This window comes from Chloroherpetonaceae bacterium (assembly GCA_033763895.1).
GTDB lineage: Bacteria > Bacteroidota > Chlorobiia > Chlorobiales > Thermochlorobacteraceae > JANRJQ01.
Map to the genome: position 1 here is coordinate 21,537 of JANRJQ010000012.1, position 17,261 is coordinate 38,797.

The 17,261-nt window shown below is 41.5% G+C and carries 12 protein-coding genes; 4 read left to right on the forward strand and 8 right to left on the reverse strand.

Annotation, left to right across the window (positions count from 1 at the left end; all coding sequences use genetic code 11):
• Positions 1 to 21: 21 nt before the first annotated feature.
• Positions 22 to 2,469 carry a leucine--tRNA ligase gene (leuS, locus tag SFU91_13215; protein MDX2129986.1) on the reverse strand — a complete coding sequence of 816 codons (2,448 nt, stop codon included), beginning with the start codon at positions 2,467 to 2,469 and terminating at the stop codon, positions 22 to 24.
• 243 nt (positions 2,470 to 2,712) lie between these two features.
• Between leuS and SFU91_13220 the strand changes: the two genes are divergently transcribed.
• Both SFU91_13220 and SFU91_13225 read left to right on the forward strand, forming a co-directional pair.
• The gene (locus tag SFU91_13220) at positions 2,713 to 3,345 is read left to right on the forward strand and encodes a hypothetical protein (GenBank protein MDX2129987.1); all 633 of its coding nucleotides are present in this window, start codon (positions 2,713 to 2,715) and stop codon (positions 3,343 to 3,345) included.
• Between the two features lie 180 nt (positions 3,346 to 3,525).
• Complete coding sequence (locus SFU91_13225; protein ID MDX2129988.1) at positions 3,526 to 4,659, forward strand: GNAT family N-acetyltransferase; 1,134 nt, start codon at positions 3,526 to 3,528, stop codon at positions 4,657 to 4,659.
• A 10-nt stretch (positions 4,660 to 4,669) separates the two neighbouring features.
• Here the strand turns inward: SFU91_13225 and SFU91_13230 are convergent, their stop codons facing one another.
• The 5 genes from SFU91_13230 to SFU91_13250 all read right to left on the reverse strand — a co-directional run bounded on the left by SFU91_13230 (position 4,670) and on the right by SFU91_13250 (position 10,330).
• Positions 4,670 to 5,107 (reverse strand): DUF3368 domain-containing protein, encoded by a 438-nt coding sequence (locus tag SFU91_13230; GenBank protein MDX2129989.1) that lies wholly within the window; start codon positions 5,105 to 5,107, stop codon positions 4,670 to 4,672.
• Between the two features lie 6 nt (positions 5,108 to 5,113).
• A complete protein-coding gene (locus SFU91_13235) occupies positions 5,114 to 5,326 on the reverse strand; it encodes a UPF0175 family protein (GenBank protein MDX2129990.1) in 213 nt (70 codons plus the stop codon).
• 15 nt (positions 5,327 to 5,341) lie between these two features.
• Positions 5,342 to 6,328 (reverse strand): glycosyltransferase family 9 protein, encoded by a 987-nt coding sequence (locus SFU91_13240; GenBank protein ID MDX2129991.1) that lies wholly within the window; start codon positions 6,326 to 6,328, stop codon positions 5,342 to 5,344.
• Positions 6,325 to 8,856 carry a SpoIIE family protein phosphatase gene (locus SFU91_13245; protein ID MDX2129992.1) on the reverse strand — a complete coding sequence of 844 codons (2,532 nt, stop codon included), beginning with the start codon at positions 8,854 to 8,856 and terminating at the stop codon, positions 6,325 to 6,327. The genes SFU91_13240 and SFU91_13245 overlap by 4 nt, the downstream gene beginning before the upstream one ends.
• 124 nt (positions 8,857 to 8,980) lie before the next feature.
• Entirely contained in the window at positions 8,981 to 10,330 is a 1,350-nt protein-coding gene (locus SFU91_13250; GenBank protein ID MDX2129993.1) for a T9SS type A sorting domain-containing protein, read from the reverse strand.
• Positions 10,331 to 10,473: 143 nt separating this feature from the next.
• On the opposite strand from SFU91_13250, the gene SFU91_13255 reads away from it, so the two are divergent.
• Both SFU91_13255 and SFU91_13260 read left to right on the forward strand, forming a co-directional pair.
• A complete protein-coding gene (locus tag SFU91_13255) occupies positions 10,474 to 13,908 on the forward strand; it encodes a S41 family peptidase (GenBank protein MDX2129994.1) in 3,435 nt (1,144 codons plus the stop codon).
• Positions 13,909 to 13,910: 2 nt separating this feature from the next.
• Entirely contained in the window at positions 13,911 to 14,669 is a 759-nt protein-coding gene (locus SFU91_13260; GenBank protein ID MDX2129995.1) for a DUF2499 domain-containing protein, read from the forward strand.
• A gap of 28 nt (positions 14,670 to 14,697) precedes the next feature.
• On the opposite strand, the gene SFU91_13265 is transcribed toward SFU91_13260, so the two are convergent.
• Both SFU91_13265 and SFU91_13270 read right to left on the reverse strand, forming a co-directional pair.
• Positions 14,698 to 15,999 carry a DUF5706 domain-containing protein gene (locus tag SFU91_13265; protein MDX2129996.1) on the reverse strand — a complete coding sequence of 434 codons (1,302 nt, stop codon included), beginning with the start codon at positions 15,997 to 15,999 and terminating at the stop codon, positions 14,698 to 14,700.
• A 13-nt stretch (positions 16,000 to 16,012) separates the two neighbouring features.
• Entirely contained in the window at positions 16,013 to 17,251 is a 1,239-nt protein-coding gene (locus SFU91_13270) for an ABC transporter permease (GenBank protein MDX2129997.1), read from the reverse strand.
• Positions 17,252 to 17,261 lie beyond the last annotated feature (10 nt).

The following is a 17,261-nucleotide window of genomic DNA, read 5'->3' on the forward strand; positions in this document are numbered from 1 at the left end:
TTAAGAAGCTTAATTTTGTGTTTACTTCACCACCAAATTTACCAACTTATTTGGAACGACAATTTGTTTAATGATTTCTTTGCCTTCTAAAAATTTCACCACCGAATCTACTTCTTTGGCAAGTGTAATTAAATCGTCGTTGCTCATTCCGACGGCAGCCTCAAATGTTCCGCGAAGCTTGCCGCTCACTTGCACGGCAATCGTCACGGCATCAACTGCCGTTAGAGCAGGGTCGAAAATCGGGAAGGGTGTGTTACTAATACTGCTCGTATGACCAATTGCTGCCCAAAGCTCCTCTGTAATATGTGGCGCAAAAGGAGAGAGCATCACCAAAAGTGGCTCAATGGCTTCGCGGCTATGATTATTCTCTTTGGTTAAGGCATTCACCAATTCCATCATTGCCGATATGGCGGTGTTAAACCGTAAGTTTTCGCAATCTTCCTCCACTTTTTTGATGGTGCGGTGAAGTGCTTTTTTGAGCTCCAAAGGAAGCGGTTCTTCAGAAACGCCTACGATGTTATCCGTTTCGGGGCTGCCGTCATGAAGATTGGTGTACACCAAGCGCCAAACTCGGCCTAAAAAGCGCGAAATACCCTCAATGCCTTTGGTGTTCCACGGTTTGACTTGCTCCAGTGGCCCTAAGAACATCACATACAGCCGTGCCGCATCGGCACCATAATTTTCAAGAAGTGAATCAACCGCAACCACATTCCCGCGCGATTTCGACATCTTCTCACCATCTTCACCCAAAATCATGCCTTGATTAAAGAGCTTTTGAAATGGCTCGTTATGGTGCACCAACCCTAAATCATAAAGAACCTTATGCCAAAAGCGCGAATAGAGCAGATGAAGCACCGCATGCTCCGCTCCCCCAATATAGAGATCGACTTGACCCCAATATTTTTCGCGTTCAGAGGAGCAAAAAGCCGTCATGTTTCTTGCATCCTTAAATCTCAAGTAATACCAACAGCTTCCTGCCCATTGTGGCATTGTGTTGGTTTCGCGGCGAAACTTCCCGTTTTCATCTTCACCAAAAAGCCACGCATCAATATTTGCGAGCGGCGATTCGCCCGTGCCGCTTGGTTCATACTTTTCAACTTCCGGAAGCAAAAGCGGCAGATTCGTTTCAGGAAGCATCGTGCCGGCGGCTTTGCCTTCATAGTAGTGTTTAATCGGAATTGGTTCGCCCCAATAGCGTTGGCGAGAAAAAACCCAATCACGAAGTTTGTAATTGACTTTTCGCTTTCCGATTCCTTTCGCTTCGAGATAATCACAGACTTTCTCAAAGGCTTCTTGAAAACCAAGTCCATTCAGGGAAATCTCACTGTTTGCACTATTCACACACACGCTGTCTTTAGAAGAAAAGGCTTCTTCTTGAACACTTTTTGGCGATTGAATGACTTCTCGAATTTCTAACCCAAATTTTTTGGCGAATTCCCAGTCGCGCTCGTCGTGTGCGGGAACGGCCATAATCGCGCCGGTTCCGTAGCTCATCAAAACATAATCGGCAATCCAAACCGGTATGGGCTGCTTGGTCAGGGGGTTGATGGCGAAACCGCCTGTAAACACGCCCGTCTTTTCTTTTTGCAATCCCGTGCGCTCGAGTTCCGACTTAAGCCGTGTCTCATCTTGATACTTTTCGACCGCGCTCTTGTGTTCTTTCGTGGTGATCATCTCAACTAAAGGATGCTCGGGCGAAAGCACCATATACGTTGCGCCAAAAAGCGTATCGGGGCGAGTGGTATAAACACGAATTGATTCCGCCGCGTGATTCACTTTGAATTCAACTTCACAGCCGGTGGATTTGCCAATCCAATTGCGCTGCATTTCTTTGATGCTCTCGCTCCAATCAAGCCCATCAAGATCTTGGAGCAAACGCTCGGCGTATTCGGTAATGCGGAGCACCCACTGTTTTAATGGCTTGCGAACAACCGTAAATCCTTTTTCGATGTATTCATCCACTTCTTCATTGGCGAGTACTGTTTTTTGCTCAATGCACCAATTGACGGGGACTTCGGAGATGTAGGCGAGCCCTTTTTTATAAAGCTCAAGGAAGATGAACTGTGTCCATTTGAAATACTCCGGGTCGGTGGTGTTGATTTCGCGCGACCAATCGTAGGAAGCGCCAAGGCGTTTCAAAGACGACTTAAAGTTCTGAACATTTTGCTCGGTGGTTACTTTGGGGTGTGTTCCGGTTTTGATCGCATATTGCTCGGCGGGTAAGCCAAAAGCATCCCAACCCATTGGATGAAGAACTGAAAATCCTTTATGACGCTTGTAGCGCGCCACGATATCCGTAGCGGTGTAGCCTTCCAAATGCCCGACATGCAAGCCGCTGCCGCTTGGGTAAGGAAACATATCGAGCACATAAAACTTGGGCTGTGAAGTGGATTCAATGGTTTTGAAGGTTTGAGAATTTTCCCAATACGATTGCCACTTGGGTTCTATTTCAGAAAAAGAGTATTTCATTGGAATTTAGAAGTCATTGCTAATGCATATCAACTCGGTTATCAAAATTTGAGTGCTTAAGCAAAGCGTTGTTCAGAAGTTCAAATTGAATTTTGATGATTGAACCACAAAGATACGGTGTTTTCGAATTGGCTTAAAGTTTTAATTGAGATTTTCATTTTCGAAATCCACTTTCAGGCGTATTTTTGAAGCTATCTTGTTGCAAAATAATTGATAATTCACTTGTAAAAAGTTTGATAAACAATGAATCGACGTAGCTTTTTTGGAAAACTATTTGGGCGAAGCAAGCCTGATGATATGGTCTTCTTCGGAGTTCAGGTCGTTTTCAATGCCTTTGGAATCGAAGGGTTAAGAAAAGACTTGCACCATATTCTTGCAGAGAGCGAAAAAGACGAATTGCCCGAAGAAAAGAAACGCTTTTACAAGAAATTCATTTCTAAACTTTTAGAAGCGAAGCCATATTTTGAATACGGTTATTGGGATTATCTTCCTGAAGAAGATGATGCCGAAGCGGAGTTTCAAGATTGGACAACGGGAATTGAAGCTAATTTAGCAACAGAAGAAGAAGAATTGGGCGAGAAGGCTGATGAGCTTTCGCGTTTCAGCAGCCATCAATATTATGTAGTTGTGAGTTTGTGCTTCCTTTTGGAAGTTACGCCTGAGCTCGATCGCTTCTTAACCGAAATCGATATTAAGGAACAAGATTTATTTCGACGCGATACTTTTGCGGCGATTCTGCACGCAATAAATTATATCGACTTTGAATTCGCTGTTGCCGATGCCGTCTATATTGTGCCCGGTAATGAAGAAGACGGGTTTTCACAAGATGATATTCTCTCTGAAGGTTGGCAATATTTAAAACCGGTTGAGAGCTGAGAGCATCGGCTTTGTCATTTCGAACGGAGCGAAGTGAAGTGAGAAATCTCTGGTGTTCGGAAAGTCTGAGATTTCTCGCTGCGCTCGAAATGACAAAAGTAAGTGTTGGCCACGGCTTGTCGAAACCCCTGCTCGCAACGGATATCAATTAAAAATTAATTCACAACGAAAAATTAGCCAATGTCTGTAGAAATTAAAGAGGCTCTAACGAAGAAAGAAATTCGCGAATACATCAAATTCGCTTGGCAGATTTACACCACCGACCTAGAACTAAAGAAAAATTGGGTTCCTCACATCATCTCCGATTATGAAAAAACGCTGGATAAAACTCGTTACCCGCTTTGGGAACATGCCGATCGGGCCTGTTTCACCGCTTGGAAAAATGGAAAGATGGTAGGAACCATTACGGCAGTCACAAACCAATTGCATAACGAAGTTCACGAAGATAACATCGGCTTTTGGGGTTTTTTTGAATGTGTGAACGACCAAGAAGTCGCGAATGCGCTTTTTGATGCAGCCAAAGGGTGGCTTAAATCAAAGGGCAAAGATGCAATGCGAGGTCCTATAAGCCCATCACAAAATGATCAATTGGGGATGCTTTCAAAAGGATATGATTCTCCGCCAGTCTTTTTAATGACTTACAACCCCCCTTACTATCATACCCTTTGTAAAAACTATGGTCTTGAAAATGTTCAAGAATTGGTTGCGTTTAAGATTCTTCAAAACACCATTGATCGCCCCCGTCTAAAACGCCTTACAGATTCACTGACTGCGCGTTATAAGGTCAAGCTTCGAAAAGTCAACTTAAAGAATTGGCGAGAGGAAGCCGTGATTGTAAGAAAACTGTATAATGCTGCGTGGGAAAAGAATTGGGGCTTTGTACCAATGACAGAAAATGAATTTTATGCTTTGGTCGAAGATTTAAGAAAAATTGCTGACCCTGATTTTATTTATATCCTTGAAAATGAAAAGCGCGAACCAATTGGCGTTTCAATCGCACTGCCCGACATCAATGTTGCGCTGAAGCATGTCAATGGAAACCCAATGACACCGTGGGGAATTATCAAGTTTTTGTGGTATTCGCGAAAAATAAATATGGTGAGAACCATCATTATGGGAGTTGTGCCGGAATATCGAAATAAAGGATTGGATAGCATTTTTCACAATGCTGCAATTGAAAATGGGCTGCAAAAAGGAATCGTTGGAAGTGAGCTCTCGTGGGTACTGAAATCAAATGTTCAAATGATGAAACTCGCTGAAACAATTGGCGGTGAGGCTTATAAGGAATACATTATCTATCAAAAGCAGATTTAATGGATTGAATTTAATTATCCTTCAATAGCTGAAGTAAATTTGAATTTATTCTAAAGTTTGTCAATCGAATCTTTTCAATCAAGTTTTCAGTATCGTACATCAATCCGTTTTTTTTAGCAATCAATAAAACACCTAAAGAGCCAATTACACTTAAATTAAATTTCAGTGCTTCTTTTCGGGCTTTTTTATCATCAAGAATGAGGTAAGTCGGTTTAATTTCCAATGCAAGCCGAATGGAACTCGATTCCCCTTTTCCAAGACTTATTAATGGATTATTAATATTTGAAGGATTGAGCTTATTAACATTAATCCAAGACGGGACAGAACCGAATTCTATAGCGACTTCTTTTGTGATTAGGATTTCCTCAAAAAGTAAGTTGAGATAATTCAATGAATCAATTGCTTCTAAAAAAATAAGGCAACTTGTATCACAAACGACTTTAGACACAAATCATTATCTGATTTTCTTTAAATCTTCTTCAGTTTCGCCAAAAATAGTAATCCCAATTGTTCCTAACTCAATCAAAAATTCCTTTCGACTCATACCGGCAAGTTCTGCCGCTTGTGATGAGGTTAAAATAGCTTTATCATACAAAGCCCCGGCAATAAGAAGTTTTGCTTTTTTTTCTTCTAATTCGTCAGGAATATCCAACGTAATTGTTTTCATGTGATGAATTTTCTTTTAGTTAATCAATTTGAAATCAAGTTCCAAATCATTCATGCACTTGAAGTGACCTTTCGGGCACGATGCGCGGCCAATATGTGAGCACGGGCGACAGGTTAGAGAAGGATTCTCAATTAAATTGAAGGGCGAGCGATACGGGAGAAACCCAAATTCTTTGACCGAAGACCCGAAAATTACAGTGCAATCCTTTTGAAACGCTGTGGCTATATGCATGAGACCTGTATCGCCGGTAAGCACATGATGAGAAAGCGATAAAAGTGCCGCGGTTTCGCGAAGACTTAGTTTCCCAGAAAAATCAATTAAAGACTCAGCAGGGAAGCCGTTTGAAATTACTCCCTCCCGAATTAATTTTCCGTTGATGCTATCAGTCTCGCTGCCCAAAAGAATCACTTTCCAATCGATTGGATTGAATTGCGAAAGAAAAGCGGCATATTTCTCCGGTGGATAGCGTTTGGTAAAATGCTTTGCCCCGTAACAAACGGCTAAAATCTTTTGGTTTGTTGTACTTGAAATCATCTCTTGGGCCGTCTTGATTTCATCTGAAGTAAGAACAATTTCACACCCTCTTCCATCATCGGGCAACTGAAGAACTTCTACCGATTTCTTGTATCGCTCAGGAACGGGCAATATCTCTCGATAGAAATTCCACTTCACCCATACCAATAGAAACTTCTTCCAATTTTCCTTTTGATAGCGATAAACCTCTCTAACGACTCGAGGCGTGTGGCTTCGCGATAGGTGGTTATTTTGCAAGTCAATCACCAAATCAAATGGCAATTCCAAATTCGAATTAAATGATCCGAGTTGATGAATTCTTGAAATGTGCGGGTTATGGCGTAATAAAGGCTGATGTTCAGGTTTGGTGAGATATTCAATTTCGCTTTTTGGGTATTTCATTTTGAGCCATCGGAGGATTGGTGTGGTGAGAACAATATCACCAATAGCGCTCAGGCGAATGACTAATATTCGTTTTGGTTGGTTCACATTCGGTCTGAAGTTGACTTGAGTGGTTTTGCTTTAACCGCAAGCATTGTCACGTCGTCATATTGCTCGGCATTCCCGGCAAAATCAATCAAGGCATTTTCGATACGCATTAAAATTTCTTTAGCACTTAAATCAGGAAGTGATTTTAATACTTTTTCTAAACCGTCGATGCCAAATTCTTCACCCAAGTTGTTTTTGGCATCTGTAACCCCATCGGAAATAAATAGAAAGTAATCACCTTCTGAATATGTAAAAGAAATTTCTTCTACGGTTTTATCAAAGATTTCTTTATTTCCCAAACCAAGCCCGATACCATTGGGTTTGATAAGCGTTAATGCTTTGGTTTTACAATTAAAATGAAGCAATGGCAAGTGTCCGGCGCGTGCAATTTTTAAGCGATGTTCAAATGGGTTAAACTCTGCGCTAATCATTGTAATGAAGGTTCCACGAGAAGTGTGTGAGAAAATGGCGTTATTAATTTTTTCAAGGAGCAATTTGGGATTGCAATTATTTTCGAATGTAATTGCACGAACCACGCCTTGAACCCGAGACATGTTCATTGCCGCTGAAATCCCTTTCCCCGAGACATCCCCGACAAGCACGGAGACATTCCCATTCGACTGTTTAATTACATCGTAATAGTCACCGCCGACTTCACCTGCTGCAATGTAAGTCCCTGCAATTTCAAGATTCTCAAGCGTTGGTAAAGTTTCGGGAAGTAACTCTTGCTGAACCTTTCGGGCAAATTCAAGCTCACGTTTGAGTCGCCTTCGATCGCTTTCTTCTTTGGTAAGACGCGCGTTTTCAAGCGCAACGGCGGCCTGTTTAGAAACGGAATCGATAAACTCTAAGTCGTCCTTTTTGTAAGAATCCTCAGAAAGCTTTTCAGCCAAAATCATCACACCAACCTGACGGTCTTTAATCATCAAGGGTACAATCAATTGAACACTCGCTTCTGTGAATTCGGGAATAGAATGGGTTTCGTCATACAAAGTGATTCCGGTATAAGAAGAAAGCCTTGAATAAACATCGGAAGATTTTTGAACGGTGAATGTATCGCAGCAACCGCGAGAAACAATCAGTTCATAAGTTTCTCGTGTGACCAAATAGATTGCCATTCCCTTGAGGGACATCAACTTGATTGTTTCATCAGATATGGCATCGGCAAGTTCATTGATGTTTCTCTTTTCAGCAAATATTTGGGCAAATTCAGAAAGTGCGCTTCGGTAATCATAGTCCTCTTGATGAAACTGCTTATCAAGCGTGTACTTTAAATGCTTCATCACCCACGCATATCCAAATGCAATGCCCATTCCAAAAATCAAATACAAAAACCGTTGACCTCCGATTTCTGCCGTTGAACCAATTGGCGCAGGATAACCCTGAACACTAAATGAAGTGAACCGTACGCCGAATCCACCAATATTAAACTTGATAAGAAACGCAATAAGATTTATCAAAGCCCAAATCGATAATGTTACAAGTCCTATTGTCGCAATGAGATGTCTTAAACTTCGACGAACAAGCCTTGTGATGCCAAAGAGTCGATGGCGAATGATGATATAGTAATAAATGATGGGAACAGCGGCACCTAAAACAAAAACATATCGGCCGTAAGTAAAAATATTGAGCAAAAAATTTCCAACAACATAGCTCAGCGCAAAAAGCCCAAAGGCAACTTGAATTAGCTGAAACGGTTTTTTGTTTTCGGCTTCTTGCTTTTTATCAAAATCAATCCAAACCCAAAGAGAATAAATGATAAAAAAAACTTGCGGAGCGCCAATCAGAATAATTGTCGGAATGGAGACTTCTCCGGCTTTAACCCGAAGATTTGGAAGCATAAAATGCAAAAAAAGAAAAAAAGCGCTTGATACGACATAGTAATTTCGAACAAGTTTTTTTAACTCATAATGCCTAAGATTTATTTTGGGGGAATAAATCCGCATATGGAGCAAAAGCGGAAAAGAAAACGCCCAAGAGAGTTGAATAATTGTTAATGGAAGTTCAGATTGCCCTAACGAAGGGACAAAAAGATTCGAAAATAAAATGAGCCCGATCGAAAAGATTCTTGCGCCAAGAAGTTCAGCCCTTAACCATCCGACAAAGAGACCAATCGTTGTGGTTGATAATGCAATGAACAACAAGATTAACTGTGCCCAATCAACGCCAACTTTTGCGATCTGAACATAAAGGTTGATAAGTATCGATTCTCGTAAAACCGTATAGACGAGCACATCATCGGGACGGGATTGGAGTAAGATGTTATTTGCTTCTCTCGAATTGCTGAATTTCTTCCCGTTAATTGATACAATGATATCCCCAACCTTCATTCCGGCTTTTTCTGAAGCGCCATCTTTGGAAACAGAAATTACCTCAACACCACGAGCAGAATCGCGGAAAATGTTTTCGTCTGTTGGGCGGGTGAATGAATTTACAATGGATTGCACCTGCAAGACAGTAAACCAACTTGCCAAAAGAATGGCGAGGATGCGAAATAGAAGTGGAGATTTGATGAATAAATTGTTCATTCGTTTTCTTATTGAGCAAAAATAGGCTCTAAAGGGTAATTCAAAAAGTAATTGAATAAGAATTAACGAATGAAAGTTGGTCACCAAAGCCTCGGTACTTACAAGGCTTTGGTGAAACCCGAGACTACTTTACAAGCATCATTCGTTTCGTTTCTGAAAATGCGCCGGATTGCAAACGATAGAAGTAAACTCCGGAGGGAAGAATTGAGGCATTAAATCGTACACTGTAACTCCCGATTTCTTTGGTTTCATTGACAAGTGTTTGCAATTCACGGCCAAGAATGTCAAATACTTTTAATGTTACCAGACTTCGTGCACCTAATGAATAATTAATTTGTGTCGAAGGATTGAAGGGATTTGGATAGTTTTGAGCCAATGCAAATCGTGATGGTACGCCAGAAACCTCAAGGATTGGTGAGTATTCAAATTTTCCGTCAAAATCAACTTGCTTTAGCCGATAATAAACTTTTCCGGCGGCGCTTCGGTCGAGAAAGGAATATCGCTGACCTTCCGTTGTTGTTCCTTTTCCTCGAATAAAACCAAGGTTTGAAAAGGCCACTTGATCGTTTGAGCGTTCAATAAAAAAGCCTTGATTGTTGATTTCCGAAGCGGTTTCCCAAACCAATTCAACCGTGCCATTTTTGAAAGAAGCATTAAAGGAGGAGAGCTCAACTGGTAAGGTTAATTCGGAAGTGAAGACATCTCCTGTATTTAATTGACCGGGGTTTTGACCGAGATTGCTTGCACTTGTTATTCCGGGAACAGCTTCATTCGACCAAAAAGTAGGGTTTCCTGTATTACCTAGAACTGCAAAAAACTTAACGCTTTGCGATGCATTCACACCCGGTAAAGCACTGAGCGGAATCGACATTTCTAAGCCTTGCGCGGTTGCCCCGGTCGTGTTTGAATTGTCGTAAGCAAAGGTAATTGTATTTGCTCCCATAAACAAAGTGTCGGCTGAAGAAGGCCCCGTTACCGAAGAAGTTGATGAAAGCGATGTTTGTCCGATAAATGGCCGTGTGATGATATTTGTCGAGCCATATCGAATCATATCAAGATAAAGGTTTGTGCCATCTCGGTTTATCCAAATTAGATAATCAGCTTCCATCCCATTCAAAGTAAGATTGGTATTGTTTGCGGCAGTCGGACCATTGAAACTTCCGCCTCCGCTCAAACTTCCGCCAACATTCGACCCCGCTGCACGTCCGCCGTATCCCGAGAAGTCCATAAAAATTGCAATTCCATTATTTGCATCCAAGGTTCCTGTTACGGCTAAGTAAAGGTTTACCCCATCATTGTAGGTTCGAATGCTGTAAACGGCATTGGTACTTCCAAATCCATTGTTGGAATTTGTATTAAACACTGAAGTATATGCCGTTTCATTTGCATTTCCGTCAATAACCGGAACTTGCGCATGTATCTTGCTTGAAACGATGAGCAAGGAAAGTAAAAAAACGATAGATAGTCTTTTCATAGTTAAAAGGAAAAAGTTAATTGAGACGAAGTAAAATAGGGCAGTAGAACTATATTTCAAATCTTTTCAATTCTTCAATCAAATTTTTTATTTCTCTTCGAGAAATCTTAGTTTGAAATCTTTTCAAATAATAAAAAAAAGAAATGCAACTTCATTCTATCCTCTCTCAATTCAATCATTTACAGGAAAATCAAAGTGAAGGTTACTATCGATATCCCGCGCTTTTCAACGATCATATTATTTTTACATCAGAAGATGATCTGTGGAAAGTTTCAACCAAAGGTGGTGTTCCTCAAAGACTCACTGCCGGGCTAAGCGAATGTACTTTTCCTGTGATTTCTGAGGATGGAAAGTGGATTGCTTTTACCGCGCGTGAAGAAGGTCAAAGCGAAATTTATGTAATGCCGTTTCAGGGCGGTTCCCCAAAACGCTTAACTTATCTAGCTGCCACCAACACACGAACCGTTGGGTGGCGAAATGGAAAGGTGCTGTTCCTTTCATCTGCAAAACAGCCCTTTAAGAAAATTATGCACGCCTATTTTATTTCACCGGAAGGCGGAGAGCCTGAAGCGATTCCCTTTGGACACATGCAACATATCGCTTATGATGGTGCCGCTTGTATTATAGGAAGAGGAACCGCCGATACAGCCCGCTGGAAACGCTACAAAGGTGGAACTTCGGGTGATATTTGGCTTGATGACACGGGGAATGGTGAGTTCAAACCTTTCACAAAGCTTTTTGGATTTCTCGGTAACTTTGTTTCGCCTTTTTTGATGAAAGTAAATGGTGTGCAAAAGGCTATTTTCATCAGCGATCACGAGGGCATAGGAAACCTCTACGCCGCCGATTTGAATGGTAAAAACATTAAGCGATTAACACATCACACCGAGTACTTTGCCCGTTTCGCTTCGCCTGATTCGTCGAAAAAAAACTCAACTGTTATCTATCACGCCGGTGGTGATATTTACCTCTTGAATGTTGAAACGGAAAAAGTTGAGAAAATCATCATTGACTACAACAGCCCACGAACGCAGAAGCAAAGAAAGTTTGTCAGTGTTACCGGCTCTCTTGATTCTTACGCGCTTTCGCATCAAGGGAATCATATCACTGTAACAAGCAGAGGAAAATCCGTGATGATGCATCTTGCCGGCGGTCCAATTTTGTCACTTGGCAATTTTAATCGTGACACCGATGCAAGTGAGCATTCATCATTACCAATTGCAGAGAATCAACGCAGTTCAGATTTTTCTCAAACGGGGCGTATTCGGTTAACCTCGCCACTTGCAGGTAATAAGTTTTATGTGACCATTTCAGATGCAAGTGGAGAAGAGCGGCTGGAGCTCCTTAATTCTGATAATCAATTTTTATTTCACTTTAAAAATTTCGACATCGGAAGAGCCATCACCCTTGCATCCGCACCATCTAAACCTTTGGTTGCAATAACCAACCACCGCCAAGAAATTATCTTGATTCATATTGATACTGAGAAACAGGAGAATTCTAAACTGACGGTTGTTGCTCGAAGTGATGCCGATCGAATTTATCTGCCGTCCTTCTCACCCGATAGCCGCTATATCGCCTATAATTTCCCAATTCGAAAAGAAAGTGCGGCAATTGAAATTTATGACATCGAAACCGCGAAACGCCATCAAGTGACGCGTCCTATCTTTCACGACTTCGCTCCGCAATTTTGCAAAGATGGCAATTATCTTTATTTCCTTTCGAATCGCATTTTTAACCCCGTTTATGATAATCTGCAATTTGATCTTAATTTCACAAAGGCTGTAAAACCATATCTCATCACGCTTCATAAAGAAAAGAAAGCCCCATTTTTTGAACTTTCAGATTTTTCTAAATCACCTGCTCCCGAACCGGTACAACCGCAAAAAGTTCAGCAAAAAAATGAAACGCCCATCAATGAGGATAATCAACCCGACGAATCAAAGCAGGACGCTCGAAAAGCAGAGGAGGAAAAACCGTCCACAAATGCAAAAGCAATGAAACCCATTGACTTTGAAGGAATCGAGGAAAGAATTACCGAATTCCCGATTGAAGAAGCGCGGTTTGGCGCATTGTATGCAACAAAAAATGGCGTTATACTTTGGGCGAATCCGGTTCGCGGGGCATTGCAGGCCGAGGGTACGCCAAGCGGTGCAAACCTTTACTTCTATAAATTTGAAGGGCAAAAGTATGAATTGATTGCTGCAAATGTGCATCATTGCAGCGTTTCCGGTAACGGGGAAGTCTTGGTTTATGGCATCGCCACCGGCACTTATGCGGTTTCAATAGGCGAATTGCCCGATGGCAAGCAAGCGAGCGCAAGAAAAGCTGTTCCACTTGCTCAAATGAAAGTGCTGGTATCTCCGGCAGAGGAATGGCGTCAAATGTTTCGTGAAGCGTGGCGACTTCAACGCGATCAATTTTGGACACCCGATATGTCCGGCGTGCGCTGGCTTGAAATCTTCAAACTTTACTATCCACTCACTTTCAGAATCAATACTCGAACCGAACTTTCCGATTTGATTTGGGAAATGCAAGGTGAATTGGGAACTTCGCATTGCTATGAATGGGGAGGCGATTATCGCCAAGAACCTAAGTATTTACAAGGGTTTTTAGGTGCTGATGTTCAGTACAATACCGGTAAATCAGGATATGAAATTCTCTCGATTCCGGAAGGAGATCATTGGGATTCGCAAAATGCATCACCACTAAAAACCTCAGGCGTTAACCTCAAAGAAGGGGATATCATTCTTGCCATCAATGGTGATCCCGCAAAGGGAAATAAATCATTGGGCGAATTACTGCTTTCACTTTATGGTCAACGAATTTATTTGAAAGTGGCAAATTCAAAAGGGGAGAACATTCGTACTGTCGAAGTTAAAACGCTCAAAAGTGAAGAATTGCTTCGTTACCGAGATTGGGTCAATCAGAATCGCCGTTTTGTGAAAGAGAAATCCAACGGGAAACTTGGCTATGTTCATATTCCGAATATGCAAGCGTGGGGATATTCAGAATTTCATCGAGCTTATCTCACCGAGTATTCCTGCGATGGTTTAATTGTTGATGTTCGTTATAACGGGGGTGGGCATGTTTCTCAATTGCTTTTGGAGAAACTGATGCGTAAGCGGCTTGGATATGATGTCTCTCGTTGGTCAAGAGAGCCTGAACCTTATTTTTCAAATTCAGTGAACGGACCAATGCTTTGCCTCACAAATGAATTCGCCGGCTCCGATGGTGATATTTTTTCGCATTCATTTAAGATGCTCAAACTCGGAAAGCTTGTTGGGAAAAGAACTTGGGGCGGCGTCATCGGAATTTACCCACGACATAGCCTTTCCGATGGCACCGTAACCACGCAACCTGAATTTTCATTTTGGTTTAATGATGTCGGTTGGCAAGTTGAAAACTACGGAACGGACCCGGATGTCACTGTTGAAGTTGCTCCGCAAGATTTTTCAAATGAAATAGACCTTCAATTGAATCAATCCATTGAAATCTTGCTTCAAGAGTTGAAACAAAATCCGCCGTTTAAGCCAAACCTAAAGCAAAATGACAGTGTTCAACCGGAGTTAGAATAACAATGCTTCTTTCATTACCAACGTGGTTTATCCATATCTCTTCGATGACCGAGTGGCTTTGGGCAATCACGCTTTTCTATCGCTATGGAAAAGTAATAGGCCGAAGAGATGTCAGCCGATTTGGACTTATGATGATTCCGCATTGGATAGGAGGAATGTGCGTCATTTTATTCCACATCACCGGCGATGAAGTCACGCTTCTTTTGGATCTTTCCAAAGTGATTAATTTTTTAGGAAGCCTTGCTCTCTTTTTCGCTATTCTCAAAATTCAAGAAGGTGAGAATCCAAAAGGTCAAAATGGTGAAACGCTCGTCTTTCCGGCGATGCTATTTTTCGCGACTGGTCTTAACGCTCTCGTTTTGAACATAACCCCCGACCTTCCTTCTACACTCGATTCTCTTCACGCGCATACTCATCAAACAATGCCAAAAATGTGGGTGGAAATTATCTTTCAAATTTCAAGTGCCGTTTACTTTTTCTTTTTGGTAGCACTCTATTTCAAGTTTCGAAAAACAAAACCGCTTTTATCTTCGCTAAGTGTGGCCGGGTTTTGGTTTTTGCTTGTTTTCATTTCAGTAACGGTCGTTTGCATTTATTATGCAACAAAAGTCCGTGGCTTCGCAACACTCACGCATGACGATACGCTGCACGGGTTTGCAGAGTCATTTCTGACGATTTCGAACCTTATGATTGCGCTTGGAGCGAAAAAGAGTTTAGACGAAGCAAAACACAATTCTAAACAGAAAAATAATCGGGGATAAAAGGAAGTGATATGTAAACGATGCAGCGTTATGGCTTGATGGCAAATGTAATGATAAATGCCAAAACAGAAATGACAAGCCCATACATAAAGAAGTTATAGCTCACGCGTAGGTAGCGATATTTCTGACCTAAAACCATTCCTAAATAGTAGTTGTCTTTAATCATACTGTCATGAAGGTATTCTTTGTCATTGGTCATTGAATCGATCCCTCTCTCATACTCGTTCAGACTCAAATGAAGGTAGTTTCCAAAGAAGAGAAGATTGGTGCGCTTTTTGAGAAGCTCATCGGGTTTATCTTTGCTGAATGTAACATTCGGGCGTGTTGAAAGAATTGCAAAAATGATGGTAATAACACAAACCATTAAGAGAATCAAAGTTGCGGGAATGAACTGCGGCTGCTCTTCAAGCCTGCGAATAAAAACGGCGATGAAAATGGAAATGATCGTTGCATTCACTTGAATGAGAAGATTTGCTTTTTGATCAGCAATTTGACTGAAATCCACATTATTGCGTGAGGTGGTTTTGTAAACTGAGTCGAATTCGCGGTCACTGACCTTTTCACTTGGCTTTTGCGTCGATTTATCAACCTGTTTCAAAGGCTCACTGTCCATTACCTTCTCAACAGAGTCATCATCCTTTTTCTTTTTATCTTTCTTTTTTGAATTCAATTGTTCTTCTTCAAGTTGAATTCTCCGAAAGCGTTTCCTGAGTTGCAGGTAGTTTTCGGAACGCCCATCTGCATAATTTGAAAGGCAATACTTGGTTCGAAATGGATTTAATTCAAAAAAAACAATGTTGCCTTCCAACCATTTTAAATCAGAATATTGATTTCCTTGCACGAGTTCCCACTCCGCGCGAAGCAATTCCGAAGACGTCTCGTAGTTGGGCAATCCAAGGTGAATTAAATCGGCATCGCAGAGAATTTCATCAAGAAATGTTTTGGGGTTTTGAGGAATAACCGTCGCGTAAATCGCACCCGTGACCCGCGTAATTTTTTCGGGAGCATAGCCTTTTTGAAGAAGAAACTGCTCGGCGAATTCCGCACTTTTCCTTTCGTGATTTTCATACGTCTCAATATGCCCTAAGTCATGAAACCACGCTGCGAGAAGCAAGATTTCTAATTCATCTTCATTAAGCCCTTCACCGATTCCAATTTCGCTTGAAGCCTTTACTACTTGAACCGTGTGTGAAAAATTATGATATACCCGATTCGGCTGAAGTTTCTCTTTGTAATTTTGATAAACGTAAGACTCCGCCTCCAAAAGGAGAGGCGAATAAAAAGGGGATTGAAGCGAAAGGTGAGGCTTCTCAGAGATTTCTATACTCATTCGATGGCTTCGTTTAGCTATATCTTGCCCATTTGACAATTTCTCCCAAAGTGGGTTTCTTTCCATACATCAAGATACCGATTCGATAAATCTTTGCGGCTGCTTTTAATATTCCGTAGAATGTCGCGGTCATGATGAAAAAGCAAAGCGCGATTTGCCAAACAGGTACATCCGATGAAGCAATTCGTCCCATCATCAAAATTGGAGAGAAAAACGGAATGAGCGACATGATTACCGAAAAGGTTGAATCAGGCTTGGAAATCACATATTGAACCACCAAAATCGGAATAATAACTAGCATAGAAATAGGCGCTTGAACCGATTGTGCATCTTGTGCATTCTCAAAGGCTGAGCCGATAGCGGCGTAAATCGTCGCGAAAAGTAAATATCCGTAAATGAAAAACAACACAAAGTAAACCAACAGCGAGGCCGGCAGTGAGAAATTAAATTTGGTGGACATCGAAAGCGATACCGCCGACATCCCAAAACTCACCACGCTCCATATTAAGTACTGTGTGAATCCCACGAGCCCAATGCCGACTATTTTCCCAAGCATCAAGTCAAAGGGAGTAACCGAGGCCGCCATTACTTCCATTACCTTCGAGGATTTCTCTTCCATTACTGAAGAGCTCACCACTGCCCCGTAACTGAAGATGGTGCCATAAATGAGAAATACCATTACATAAGCAACAATAAAGCCTGAAAACCCGCCCATCTTGTCGCTTTTTCCTTCATCCTTCGAAACAACCTGTGTTTCCAATTTGAGCGGGTCATTGATAACTTTAACTTCCATCTCACTATAGCCCTTTTGAGATAAAAAGTGACTACGTAGTGCCCTTTGAAGCGTGTTGCGTACTAACCGTTGCGATTCAAAATCGCCCACATTCTTTGAATAAACAATCGCCTTAAATGGGGTTTCGGAATTTGCTGAATCGTTACTAAGCACCACATAAGCTGTAAATTTACCGGTCACGGTATGCTGTCTTGCAATTTCCTTGTCTTCGGGTTTTAAGATTTCAAAAATTGTTTTTGCGTCAGAAGAGGCACGTAAAGCTGGCGCGTTGATGACGCCAGTTTCATCGACAATGGCATAAACTTCCTTGCCGTCGCTTGAGGTGAAAAAGGCCAATGCCAATGGAATCAAGATAAAAGCCGAGAATATCACGGGAATTAAAATTGTAGAGATAATAAATCCCTTACCTTTAACCCGTTCTAAATACTCTTTACGGATAACAATTCCTGCTTTACTCATTAAGTTTTTG